Source organism: Leptolyngbya sp. NK1-12 (assembly GCF_032598965.1).
Lineage (GTDB): Bacteria > Cyanobacteriota > Cyanobacteriia > Elainellales > Elainellaceae > Elainella.
In genome coordinates, this window is sequence record NZ_CP053586.1 from 3,857,203 (window position 1) to 3,869,626 (window position 12,424).

Consider the following 12,424-nt stretch of genomic DNA (forward strand, 5'->3'; position numbering starts at 1 on the left):
CTCTGATGAGTTTCGGATAGTGTAGTTGATAGCCTAGCTCTACCGTTCTAACCGATTACCACCCGTTGTCAGACGAATGTTGTAACGTCCAGTTTGTCCTGCACGATAGGTGTTGGCTAAAACCGTATAGGTGCCGTCAGCCGGCAGGGATGTGACTAGTCGGGCATCGGAGCCACCACCGCCATCATCATCTTGAGCGACATCCCGACCGTCCGGTGCCAGCAAAATTAGATAGGCATCTAGTTCGCTGCTTGTCATTTCAATCACTACCTGCTGCCCAGCTTTGCCTTCAAAGGTATAGGCATTGAAATAGCTGTTGTCTGCTGGTAGGATACCGCTCTCCTGACTCAACTGACCAACTATGGGTGTGTTTGGTGTGATCCGCTGAGCCGGTTGCCCTCCTGCCAGCATTGGCGATTGCTGAGCTGTGCGTGGAGCCGTACCATCGCGAACCGCCGTCAGGAATGGCTGCACCCGATCCACCGAAATAGCAAAGCCAATCCCGATATTGCCCCCTGCTCCCCTAGGGGAAAAGATGGCGCTGTTGACGCCAATTAACTCGCCGCGACTGTTCAGCAGTGGCCCACCTGAATTACCAGGATTAATTGCCGTATCGGTTTGGATTAACCCTCGATTGCTATCAATGCGGCTGACAATGCCAGTCGTGAACGTTCCCTGAAACTGACCAAACGGGTTGCCAATCGCAAAGGCCCGTTGTCCCACAGCTACAGATGCAGGGTCGGCAATCGGAACCGTCGGTAGGTTGCGCTGTCCACGTAGCTGCACAGCTGCCAGATCTAAACCCGCTTCACCAAAGGCAACCACATCGCCTTGCAGCTTAGTGCCGTCGGGTAAAACCACTTGAACCGTGCGTGCACCGGCAACCACGTGGGCATTTGTCAAAATCAAACCGTCCGGGCTGATAATGGTGCCACTGCCGTTTCCATCCCCAGCTTCAATTGAAACAACCGCAGGGCTGGCGGCCTGATACACACGGACGTTCACATCTTCTTCTACATCTTGAGCTAAGGCTTGATGGGAGGCACGGCCCAAGGTAACTGGATTCAACAACTCAACAGTAGAGAAGGCATTGAGCAAGTTGATACCTAAAGAAGTGCCAACAATGGCTAATCCTGAGGTGATGAGACGGAGATTGATGTTCATGCTTTAACCGTGGCTTGACTTGTGATGTGTGAGGCTGCTCTATCGGACGTGGACAAATCCAGTTCCATTACTGCCTGTTTTAACCTATAGCAGTCATCAGCAACAATGGTGGTAATTCTATCTATCTACCTGACCCGGCTCGGATAAGTTTGAGTTTTTGTTGGGATAGTCGCTCCGTCTGCAATTCAACGCCCTGATCGTTGCAGATACCAGTGGCTGTCGATTGTAGATTCCAAGCAGCTAATTTTGACGATAGTCACCCTATCCCTTCGTCTTCTCACACCCCGCAATACCAGACAGGACTCCTCACACCCGGCCAAACAAAAACTATTCTCCCTAGTTGTTCTGATTCAGGCAACCTCTTACCACCTACCTGGAAAGCAGAGGTTTGCTCAGAAACTCTGACGAGTTTTCTAGATAGGCTCTAAAAAAAATAAGCTCTGAGCCTCACAGAACAGGAGAACATCAAAGCTATGGCATACCAAACTCAGGAGGTTGAGCAAACTCAAAGTGGGTCAACTATTGCCAGTCATCGCGAGGATTGTCGGGCCGATCGTCTGGGAAATCAATCGGTTGGTAGTCTACATAATCAGAATCTGATCCAGACCGACGCCGGGGCGAAGGAGAAGGGCGGCGGCTACTTCTAGGCGGACGCGACGAAACGCTGGTATCTCGAATCACTTCCCGCATGCCAGTACCAGTGTCATCCATGCCGCTACCATAGGACGCGTTGGCATTGTCATCCCAATTATCACCCCAATCGGATCGTTCAGGTGGCAGGGGACGGGAGGAGCGGGGTTTGCGGGAGCGATCGTTGGGGCCAAACCGATCATCTCGACCAGATGGACGACGACGCATATCTTCTCCGTATTCATCCGCACTTGAGCGGCTATCACGACTGCCTCGAATCCGACGAGTTACATTGCGCTGTTCTTCTAACGGCGTCAATTCATCTAGCTCGGCCCGATAGACGCGACTCACCGGACGTTCGTCATCTACAACTGGCGTTGCCCGTTTGGCCTGTTCAGTCGTGATCCCTCTCAAACGAATAGCTTCGTAGGCAAACCACACTGCAGAACCAATTGATAGGAATTGGGCAAATTGCAGAATCGGATCAAGCCGCCAGCTTTGGAAGAGTAAAATGCCACCGCAGAGCAAGGCCACTGCCGCGAAAAAAATGTCATGGTCTCTAGCCAAATTCGGACGAACTGTGCGCAGAAAGTAGAGGCCCACTCCTGCTAGAGCAAGGGTAATGCCTAATATGCCACCAAGTCCGAGGCTCCAATTTAACATTGCTATTCTCCGTTGGTATGTCCCTATGTTAGCGAGTCCAAGAACAGATTCTCCACTGAAAATTCCACAAATCCAGTGGGTGAAAGGCAGTTAATCTAACAATTCTGACGCCCGATAGAAAAATAGCGCTTAGGGCTAAACTCAGCACCGAGCAGGCTAATTGCCCAAACCAACCGCGAATTAGAATTCACACTCAAATGGCACAAAGCTGTCCTGCCGACAAAATAAGTCACAGCAAGACAGCCAAGGATTTCACTCCTACTAAAACTGGGATAAGCAACAAGGGGCAGCAAAGCTGTTCCCTCATCGCCCCAATTCATCCCATGAATACAGCTAGGAACGCTGAATTTTATCTTTTTGGCTGATGAAGACAAGTCCTACGACCACGGGGATCACAACGATTACCACACCTGCCAGTAGGCTGTAGAAGAAATTTACTAAAGATGGAGTCATGGTGTTCTACCCTTGCTAGTAATGCTAAATAACTGAGGCTTCTGCACTAGATCATATTATCGACTCAATGACGCATTTGGAAAGCAGGGACAGGATTCAATTGCTCTCGGTCGGTGGGGCTTTGGTTGACGATTCTGGTGTACTTGCTGACGCATCTGAAAACCCATCTGGCTGGGGTTGGAGCGCCAAACTAGCCGCACAGTACTGCAACAATAGGTCTAGCCGATGGTTGATCTGCTGCTTTCGCTGTTGGGCTGTGGTGGGTTGCCGCGCAGCTTGCAAAAACACCCCATCGGTTTCGAGTAACCTCAACTGTTTATTGATTTCCGTATGAATGGATTGAAGCTGCGTACTCAGGGATGCCTCAATCGTTTCTGCCAACGGCACAATTTGCAATTGGAACATCTGCTGAATTTTAGCAATTGCTACTCGTAATTCGTGCGGAGAGGCGTCAACGACTTGGATTTGTAGCTGCTGGAGACGCTGCTGGAACTGCCGATAGGACGAATCAAATGCTGATGCCATGAATAACCAAAATCAATAGAAACGAATTGATCAATTTGGGTTAAAGTATTGTTAAGTACTCTGTATACATCGTTGGTAAGCCCCGCTCTGCAACCGGTTAGCTTTATTGTTAGATTATTAAATTTTTTATACAGTCAATTTGTTGAACGTGGTTCAGGCTTAGGCAGAACCGATTTGTTATTCATCTGAGCAATAAGCCGTAGAAGTCTTCATTTCTAAACACTTGCAGCAGACAAAGCCGGTTTTCAATTCCTGATCCCAGCGGATCCCAGCAGTTGATCTCCAGCCCTGTTGAAGTCAATGTCGAGGCAGGTTTTAGAATCGCTTTCTACTCGGAACTCGCTCAAATCCCTTAGAATCAGCAACATCCACTCAATAGTTTGGCTCCTTTACCCACTTCGGGCTTGACAGCATGAACGTAGCAACTCTGACTTTTCCAACTGATATTGCACTTCCTGAATGGCTGCAAGCTTGTTTGCTAGAGTATCGCTCGTCGAGTGGTAGCAGCTCAGACGCTCCTTTGGCCGATGCCGATTTAATCTGCGAGGCGTTTAACTTTGCCTACAGTCTCCACGAAGGGCAATACCGAGCCTCTGGTGAACCCTACATTGCCCATCCGGTGGCCGTAGCGGGGCTGCTGCGCGATTTGGGAGGCAGTGCCGCCATGATTGCGGCTGGTTTTCTGCACGATGTGATCGAAGATACTGACGTTACCGCTGAGGAAATTGAGCAACGCTTTGGCATCGAAGTGCGACGACTGGTGGAAGGCGTCACCAAACTCTCTAAGTTTAACTTCTCCAGTAAAACAGAACGGCTAGCTGAAAACTTTCGCCGCATGTTTTTGGCAATGGCGCAGGATATCCGCGTGATTGTCGTCAAGCTGGCCGATCGGCTGCACAACATGCGCACGCTGGAATATTTACCGGATGAGAAGCGTCGTCGTATTGCCTTGGAAACGCGGGAAATCTTTGCGCCGTTGGCGAACCGACTGGGAATCGGACGGTTTAAGTGGGAACTGGAAGATCTGGCTTTTAAGTATCTAGAGCCAGAAGCCTATCGGGCCATTCGGCAGCTAGTGGCCGATAAGCGTATTGATCGAGAGGCACGCCTAGAGCGGGTTGCCACCACGCTGCAGGAACGGCTCGATCAACTCGGGATTCGCTGCTATGACATTAGCGGACGCCCGAAGCATTTGTATGGCATCTATGAAAAAATGCAGCGGCAGCAGAAAAGCTTTGAAGAAATCTATGATATTGCCGCCATTCGCATCATCGTGGAAACGAACGACGAATGTTACCGCGCCTTGGCGGTTGTACATGATGCCTTTCGGCCTATTCCGGGCCGCTTCAAAGACTACATTGGCCTGCCCAAGCCCAATCGATATCAATCGCTGCATACCGTTGTGATTGGCAACACGGGCCGACCGCTGGAAGTGCAGATTCGCACCTTGGAGATGCATCACGTCGCGGAATACGGGATTGCTGCTCACTGGAAGTACAAGGAAACTGGCAATAGCTACGCCAAACTGTCCACCGACGACGAGAAGTTTACCTGGTTGCGGCAGTTACTAGAATGGCAAAACGACCTCAAGGATGCCCAGGAATACCTGGAAAGCGTTAAGGGCAATCTGTTTGATGATGATGTTTATGTCTTCACACCGGGCGGTGATGTGATTGCGCTGGCCCAAGGATCAACTCCAATCGATTTTGCCTATCGCATCCACACGGAAGTGGGCAATCACTGTGCCGGAGCAAAAGTAAACGACCGGATGGTGACTTTAGACACGCCGCTAAAAAATGGTGACATTGTTGAAATTATCACCCAAAAGAATTCTCATCCCAGCCTAGACTGGCTCAATTTTGCCGTTACCCCCGGCGCTAAAAACCGCATCCGCCAGTGGTACAAGCGGTCCCATCGAGATGCCAACATTTTGCGTGGTCGGGAGTTGCTAGAGAAAGAGTTGGGCAAACGGGGCTTTGAAGCATTGCTGAAGTCTGAGCCAATGCAGGCCACTGCTGAACGCTGTAACTACCAATCCCCAGAGGATTTATTGGCAGCTTTGGGCTACGGCGAAGTTACGCTAAATCTGGTGTTGAACCGACTGCGTGAGGCAATCAAGGCCCGTCAACCGATTGTCGCGGTTCCCAAAGAAGAGAGTACAAACACTCTGCTACATCCAGCCACAAGCAATACCCCAGTACAGCCAGTAGCGCGGAGCAAAACTTCTCCCATCGTAGGAGTAGAGGGGTTGCTCTACAGCTTGGCTGGGTGTTGCAATCCCGTACCCGGAGAGTCGATTATTGGTGTAGTCACGATGGGCGGTCGCGGCATTTCGATCCATCGCCAGGGGTGTAGCAACACCGAAAATGTTCCTGGAGAACGCTTGATCCCGGTGAGTTGGAATACGACTGAAGGCAACTCTCGTCCCCAGACCTATCCGGTGCAAGTACAAATCGAAGTCATCGACCGCGTTGGTGTTTTGAAAGATATTCTGTCGCGGTTGAGTGACTACAACATTAATGTGCGCAGTGCGCAGGTGAAAACCTTTCCCGGACAAACAGCGGTCATTAATTTAGGAATTGACATTATCGACCACGAACAGCTTGAGCGCATCTTCACCCAAATCCGCAAGATGAGCGATGTCTTGCAGTTGCGCCGAATTAGTCAGGTGGATGAACAGCCGGGTGGTTGAGCAGCCAAGTAGTTGAGCAGGGTGGCTTGATCAGAATTGCTTTAGCGTGCTCGCCGTTTCTTCACTTTGGGCGCTTTTGAGCTACTGCGTCCCAGCCCAGCCCAAGCAATCATCAGGTAGCCTGCTGCAAAGATCAGGCTGGAGAGGGTTGTGTGCAGCCGATCTCGCCGCATTTTTGCCTGTAGCTCGCCTAACGCCTCGGCTTGCTTCTGTTGGATTTGATTCATACCTTCTGTCCGGGCCTTAGCAACCTCCTGATCCAGCGCTTTAGGATCGGATTTCACCTTCTCGAGGGTGGTTCTGATTTGCTGTAACTGAGCCTGCTGATCTTCAGGTAAATCCAAACTATCAAGCCGTTGCTGTAACTGAGCCAACTGGTTTTCGTTAGAAACAATCGCATCAACACGGGCACGCTGCTGCTCTAGCAGGTTGTTGAGCTGCTGTTCGGCTTGGGCTGCCTGCTGATTAATCTGTCGGGTTTGAGCGGCACTCATTAGGCGACTGCTATTGAAATAGAGCGGCGCTAAAAGCAGAAATATCACGCCCAGCAGAGCTGATAAGCCAAGAGCCAGTTTTGGGAAACCCTTGAGGTCAGATTCTGAATCGCGGTCAAACCACACGCCTAGAAACAGCAGCGCCAATCCTAGGATGGGAACGGTGGCTCTCGAAACCCATTCGTTGATCAAATTTGCCAACCACTCGCTATCTAAGAAATTAGGTGGCACGGCTAAGACAATGTAGTCTAACAGGGTTCCTAGAATCAGGATCAGACCAGTGATCTTCAGAATCAGAGCACTATAGGACTGGGAGAAAAAGCTGCCTGTTTTCATGGCGAGGAAAAACTTGAGGTCAGGTTTGGGTCAGGTTTGGATCAGGATTAGATCAGGAAAAGACGGACACTTTGTAGGGTGCCCGACGATGGAAGCCAACCAACACCATAGCAGGAATCCCTAACGAAGCTGACAGAATTTGCGATTGTGATCGAAGGCGGGTTCTTGCCAGGAGAAGGCAAAGTGGCTAACGGCCTGAAGTTGGGGAAATGCTTGCCGAATAGCCTGCATCTGTTGCTCCAGGGGTGGATGCTGGTTGAGGGTTTGTCCCCAGGAGCCGGCTAGGGCAGGCTGAATTTGGGTGCCTGACGGAGCTTGAGCAGCAACTCGCTGAATCTGAGCAACAATGCAGCTAGCATCGGCACAGGTTGCATAGGCCATTGGGTGCCAGTCGATTGTATGGGGAAAGCGTTCCCAGGCTTGTAAGCGCGAATCATAGCCCTGCTGCCCAACGGTTTGGTTGGCCTCTGGAAAAAACACAGCACCAGCTTTTAGCCCCCGCTGTTGTACCGATGCAGTCGCCATTGCTAGAAAATCAAGTACACCCTGGATGGCATGGGCTACAGTCAGCCGCCAAAGCTCGTTTTGCCAATGGCTAATAGGGGCATCATTGACTGGGGTGAGTCCTTGCCAGAGGGGAATTGGCTCCGTAGGGTAGCGGGCGGCGAGATCGGACCAATCGGTGGAGTTAACGTGGCCCTTAGTCAAAAACCGCTGAATTAGCTCCATACCTTTTTGGTTCAGGGCACGCTGGTAGAGCGCCTGCTGAGCTGCGGTTCCGTAGATCCAGAGATCCTGCACCCGACTGGCCACTGAAGCAGAGCCAGTTCCTTTGGGATAGCGAATGTAGTCAAACAAAACACCATCTGGCTGCCGTTGCAGAATGGCTTGCAGGAGTTGGGCGTAATCTTGCTTGGCCTGAGGATGGTAGGGATCAATAAACAATTCGTCCGCGTTCACGGTGGTACCATCTGCTTCTGGAGCACGGGAGGTGAGACTTGTGGCTCCCTGGCCATTACGAGCTAACACAGACTGGGTTTCCAAACTCTGACTGTAGCTGTAGCCAAAATTTAATGTAAACATCCAGGCATAGACTTTCAGCCCTCGTTCCCGGCCCAGCCTCACCGCCTCAGCTAGCAGATCTCTGGTCTCATAGCCAGGAGTGCGCAGAACCGAGGGCCAGCGGGTCGAGTTTTGGGCTGCTGGAAGCAAAACCTGACCGTTGTAGAACACCTCCAGAAATACCTCGTTGTAACCACGGCTGACAATGCGGTCCATTACTTCTTCTAGCACTCCATCCACCGCATCACAGGGATAAAGCCGCAGCCAAATGGCCTGTTTCTGTGGCCAGGTTTGACTACGACACCGCTGTAATTGCTCTGCATGTTGCCGTACTAAAGTTTGGTAGCGCTGTTGGGCTGCCTGATCTCCTTGCAGGGCCAGTTGATGCACCGCACTCGTCTGGGTAATTTCCTCGGCACTGAGCTGACAGTAGGCATTGGTTTGAGCCACTGCGGGTTGGTTCATGCTAGCCAGCAGACTGCCGCTGACCCAACCGAGCAAAACCCCACTCCAGCCTCGATGGCTTTGGCGCTTCTGTCGCCGCTGGTTTGTTCCTAGCCAGCTTGCCAATCTGGACTTGTTCACTGCCATTGAAGAGCAACACCTTAAACTGCACAGCCTCTAGTTATAGCGAACGCAGCTCAATTCGCTGAGTGTTGCTTGCTCAATCTTCATGAATAGAACTAAGCATGAGTGGAATTTTTGGATAGATGTGATCGGCAATCAGCTCGGCTTTGGCTGCTCTGTTGAACTAGGGCTGTAATAAAAACGACTTAAATCGGAACTTCATGAAAACTCAAAGGATTTCAAAGATTCCAACAATCCCTCTGCACTCGCACTGATTCGCATCTGGCCTGCCTCTATAGTTGCAGTGGATGATGGTTAGTTCTACGTGTGGTCTACCGATCAAGGAGCAATTGCGATCTGTGATCATCACAACCTGCCCATTGCGTTCCTCCTCGCGAGTTTCACCTATGCTTGCCCACCAAGAGATGTTTCCGACTCCTCAGCAGGTGCATCCTTCTGTCAACAGCAAGTGGAAACGCCTGCTAGATATTATTGGTGCTTTGGTTGGGCTAACGATTGTTGGCATTTTAATTATTCCAGTTGCCATTGCCATTCAATTAGATAACCCTGGTCCCATCTTCTACAGCCAAATCCGCTGTGGCTTATATGGTCGCACCTTTCGGATTTGGAAGTTTCGCTCCATGATTGTCGGTGCCGATAAACTCAAGCACCTAGTGAGCAATCAAGCAAAAGGTAATATTTTTAAGAACCGTAATGATCCTCGCATCACCCGTGTTGGTAAGTTTTTGCGTAAAACTAGCCTGGATGAGTTTCCCCAATTTTGGAATGTGTTGAAAGGAGAAATGAGTTTGGTTGGCACGCGCCCACCCACCGTTGATGAGGTGATGGAATACGAGTCTCATCACTTTCAGCGCTTACTCGTTAAACCAGGCATTACCGGCGAGTGGCAGGCCAACGGTCGCTCTCATGTCGAAGATTTTGAAGACATTGTCAAACTGGATCTGGCTTATCAAGAAAAGTGGTCTTGCTTCTACGACATTCTGTTGATTTGCAAAACTATTGCTGCTGTCTTTAACAAGCAGGGAGCTTATTAAATAAGCTTCTCAGTAATTTCCTTCTCAAATTTAATTGCTTTCTGCAGCGGTCTCTTTAGCACTGCATGCGCTTAGTGCCAGCTTTAACCAATGAGTTCCTGTGTGTTGTTCCCCTTGAGCAGTTAAACCCTCTGTCAAGGGGACTTTTCTTAGGTTTACTACCAGCAGGTTTACCACCAACGCAGTGCCAACAGACCCCGCTCAGGCTGATTGAGTTCTTCCTCGGTTAACCAGTCTACAGCTTTGTAAGTACCAAATACATGATCCCACCAGTCAACCGCCAAGCCAAAGTTGTGGTGCCACATACCATATTTATGATGCACATAGTGAACCGGCATTTTCATCCAAAAGCACTTGGTGGGATTCTCGTGCTGAAGTTGATGGGCATAGGACGAAAAAGCAGCAAACGCCAATGCCCCCAGCATCCAAGCCAAGCCAGCTTGCCAAGAGACAAAAAACATCAGGCCCATGGCAATTGCGGTGCCTTTGACATAATCCAAAAACTCCCACAACACGCCCTGTCCGTCATTTTTACGGTGATGCTCCCGGTGCCGTTCGCTAATTTTGAGCTGAGGAGAAGCATGCATCAGACGGTGCACCCAGTACTCAACCAGGCTAGCTAGCACAAACGCCGTTACAAAGCATAGACAAACAATCACAGCAGTCCACATTTTCAAGTCTCTCCTGTAGGTTCTCCAGTCACACCAGATTGCTTCTTGTTTTCCTTGTCTTGATTTACTTGTCTTGACTCATAAATTCTATCCAAGTGCCAGCTTAAACTGGAAAGCCAGCAGGAGACATTAACCGGGATGGAATAAAACGAATGCGACGCTTTACGAAAGAATCAAAAACTCTTCATCCTAATAATGTCGCATCTTCAACACATTTTGGTTAAGGAACTCGCTAAACGTGATAGTATCCCTGTTGCCGCCGCACAGGCTAGCGAGTGTAAGTCTACTGGCTCCTTTTTCCCGGTTAGAGCAATCATGCAATCACAACCCACCCTACGTCGAACTAAAATTGTGGCAACGATCGGTCCTGCAACCAGCAGTCCGGAAGTTTTGCGCGAGCTGATTGAAGCCGGGGCAACGACGTTGCGTCTCAACTTTTCTCACGGCACGCATGACGATCACCAGCGCAACATTCGGCTGATCCGCCAAGTCTCGTTTGAGCTGAATCAGCCGGTTGGAATTTTGCAAGATTTACAGGGTCCGAAAATTCGCTTAGGTCGCTTCGAGAATGGCGCTATTACGCTGCAAAAGGGCGATCCGTTTATTTTGACAAGCCGTTTGATGCCGGGAACCCAAGAAATCAGCTCGGTCACGTATGAACCTCTGGCCGATGAAGTGCCTGAAGGAGCAATCATTCTGCTGGATGATGGTCGGGTAGAGATGAAGGTGGAGCATGTCAAGCCGGACAAAGGAGAATTACACTGTCGCGTGGTGGTCGGGGGCGTTTTATCCAACAACAAAGGGGTCAATTTTCCGGGCGTCTACCTGTCGATTCGTGCCCTGACCGATAAAGACAAGGAAGACCTGATGTTCGGTCTGGATCAGGGCGTGGATTGGGTGGCGTTGAGCTTTGTCCGTAACCCTCAGGACGTTCTAGAGATTAAAGAATTGATTTCCAGCGCGGGTAAGAGTGTGCCGGTGATCGCTAAGATTGAGAAGCACGAGGCAATTGAGCAGATGGAAGCAGTCCTGTCGCTCTGCGATGGTGTGATGGTGGCACGGGGCGATTTGGGCGTGGAGCTACCGGCAGAAGATGTGCCAATTCTGCAAAAACGCCTGATTGCAACCGCCAACCGTCTGGGTATTCCGGTGATTACAGCAACTCAGATGCTCGATAGCATGGTGAGCAATCCTCGCCCAACCCGAGCCGAAATTTCCGATGTAGCGAACGCAATTTTAGACGGCACCGATGCGGTGATGCTCTCCAATGAAACGGCTGTCGGCAAGTACCCAGTCCAGGCGGTGGAAACAATGGCTCGGATTGCAGAACGGATTGAACGGGAACAGCCAGCGAATCGGGCCTTTGAGGATATGCCGAGGCGTTCGATTCCCAATGCAATTAGCCAAGCAGTTGGGCAGATTGCCGAACAGCTCCAGGCCGCTGCGATTATGCCGCTGACTAAAACAGGGGCCACCGCTCGCAATGTGTCTAAGTTTCGTCCCAACAAGCCAATCCTGGCCGTTACTCCCCATGTGGATGTGGCCCGTCAACTCCAGTTGGTCTGGGGAGTGCGTCCGCTGCTGGTGCTGAATTTGCCTTCGACCGGGCAAACCTTTCAGGCGGCTCTCAATGTGGCCCAAGAAAAAGGTTTACTGCGGCAAGGCGATCTGGTTGTAACGACAGCAGGTACTCTCCAGGGCGTCGCCGGGTCCACAGACCTGATTAAAGTTGAGCTAGTAACGGCTGTGCTGGGTAAGGGAACGGGCATCGGGCAAGGCTCAGTCAGCGGACGAGCTAGGGTGGCCCACAGCATTACAGAGCTGGGAAATTTCAATCCGGGCGAAATTTTAGTCGTATCCAAGACCAGCGCTGATTTTGTGGAGGTGATTCGCAAGGCGGCGGGCATTGTCACCGAAGAAGACAGCATTACCAGCCATGCAGCGGTGATTGGGTTACGCCTCGGTGTGCCAGTAATTGTCGGCGTAGAGGAGGCCACCCAAATTATTCGGGATGGCACAATTCTGACGCTGGATATGCAGCGCGGGTTGGTTTACTCTGGCATGAACTCAATCCAAACCGATGCGGTGCTGGCAGTTTGATCTGAGCTTGTT

Annotated in this window: 10 protein-coding genes; 3 read left to right on the top strand and 7 right to left on the bottom strand. The window is 50.7% G+C overall.

The genetic code is table 11. The features are described from left to right. Positions 1-39 precede the first annotated feature (39 nt). The 4 genes from HJG54_RS16340 to patD form a co-directional block, all read right to left on the bottom strand. A complete protein-coding gene (locus tag HJG54_RS16340; RefSeq protein ID WP_316430000.1) occupies positions 40-1,164 on the bottom strand; it encodes a trypsin-like peptidase domain-containing protein in 1,125 nt (374 codons plus the stop codon). 519 nt (positions 1,165-1,683) lie between these two features. Next, positions 1,684-2,457: a Ycf66 family protein gene (locus tag HJG54_RS16345; RefSeq protein WP_316430002.1), complete on the bottom strand. Its 774-nt coding sequence runs from the start codon at positions 2,455-2,457 to the stop codon at positions 1,684-1,686. A 333-nt stretch (positions 2,458-2,790) separates the two neighbouring features. Next, a complete protein-coding gene (gene psbX / locus HJG54_RS16350) occupies positions 2,791-2,910 on the bottom strand; it encodes a photosystem II reaction center X protein (RefSeq protein ID WP_072009694.1) in 120 nt (39 codons plus the stop codon). A 96-nt stretch (positions 2,911-3,006) separates the two neighbouring features. Beyond that, positions 3,007-3,435 (bottom strand): heterocyst frequency control protein PatD, encoded by a 429-nt coding sequence (gene patD / locus HJG54_RS16355; protein WP_316430003.1) that lies wholly within the window; start codon positions 3,433-3,435, stop codon positions 3,007-3,009. A gap of 412 nt (positions 3,436-3,847) precedes the next feature. Here patD and HJG54_RS16360 point away from each other — a divergent pair, with 412 nt between their 5' ends. Next, positions 3,848-6,127, top strand: a complete 2,280-nt coding sequence (locus HJG54_RS16360) for a RelA/SpoT family protein (RefSeq protein WP_316430004.1) — start codon at positions 3,848-3,850, stop codon at positions 6,125-6,127. A gap of 41 nt (positions 6,128-6,168) precedes the next feature. Here HJG54_RS16360 and HJG54_RS16365 read toward each other — a convergent pair whose 3' ends face one another. Together HJG54_RS16365 and HJG54_RS16370 are read right to left on the bottom strand one after the other, a co-directional pair. Next, the gene (locus HJG54_RS16365) at positions 6,169-6,957 is read right to left on the bottom strand and encodes an HpsJ family protein (RefSeq protein ID WP_316430006.1); all 789 of its coding nucleotides are present in this window, start codon (positions 6,955-6,957) and stop codon (positions 6,169-6,171) included. 120 nt (positions 6,958-7,077) lie between these two features. Beyond that, entirely contained in the window at positions 7,078-8,604 is a 1,527-nt protein-coding gene (locus HJG54_RS16370; protein ID WP_316430008.1) for a family 10 glycosylhydrolase, read from the bottom strand. A 389-nt stretch (positions 8,605-8,993) separates the two neighbouring features. Here HJG54_RS16370 and HJG54_RS16375 point away from each other — a divergent pair, with 389 nt between their 5' ends. Beyond that, entirely contained in the window at positions 8,994-9,641 is a 648-nt protein-coding gene (locus HJG54_RS16375) for a sugar transferase (RefSeq protein WP_316430009.1), read from the top strand. Between the two features lie 170 nt (positions 9,642-9,811). Here HJG54_RS16375 and HJG54_RS16380 read toward each other — a convergent pair whose 3' ends face one another. Further along, entirely contained in the window at positions 9,812-10,312 is a 501-nt protein-coding gene (locus HJG54_RS16380) for a sterol desaturase family protein (protein ID WP_316430010.1), read from the bottom strand. Between the two features lie 315 nt (positions 10,313-10,627). On the opposite strand from HJG54_RS16380, the gene pyk reads away from it, so the two are divergent. Further along, positions 10,628-12,412, top strand: a complete 1,785-nt coding sequence (gene pyk / locus HJG54_RS16385) for a pyruvate kinase (protein ID WP_316430012.1) — start codon at positions 10,628-10,630, stop codon at positions 12,410-12,412. Positions 12,413-12,424 lie beyond the last annotated feature (12 nt).

Coding starts and splice junctions, on each gene's coding strand:
- HJG54_RS16340 (WP_316430000.1), bottom strand. CDS start 1,164: ATGAACATCAATCTCCGTCTCATCACCTCAGGATTAGCCATTGTTGGC.
- HJG54_RS16345 (WP_316430002.1), bottom strand. CDS start 2,457: ATGTTAAATTGGAGCCTCGGACTTGGTGGCATATTAGGCATTACCCTT.
- psbX (WP_072009694.1), bottom strand. CDS start 2,910: ATGACTCCATCTTTAGTAAATTTCTTCTACAGCCTACTGGCAGGTGTG.
- patD (WP_316430003.1), bottom strand. CDS start 3,435: ATGGCATCAGCATTTGATTCGTCCTATCGGCAGTTCCAGCAGCGTCTC.
- HJG54_RS16360 (WP_316430004.1), top strand. CDS start 3,848: ATGAACGTAGCAACTCTGACTTTTCCAACTGATATTGCACTTCCTGAA.
- HJG54_RS16365 (WP_316430006.1), bottom strand. CDS start 6,957: ATGAAAACAGGCAGCTTTTTCTCCCAGTCCTATAGTGCTCTGATTCTG.
- HJG54_RS16375 (WP_316430009.1), top strand. CDS start 8,994: ATGCTTGCCCACCAAGAGATGTTTCCGACTCCTCAGCAGGTGCATCCT.
- HJG54_RS16380 (WP_316430010.1), bottom strand. CDS start 10,312: ATGTGGACTGCTGTGATTGTTTGTCTATGCTTTGTAACGGCGTTTGTG.
- pyk (WP_316430012.1), top strand. CDS start 10,628: ATGCAATCACAACCCACCCTACGTCGAACTAAAATTGTGGCAACGATC.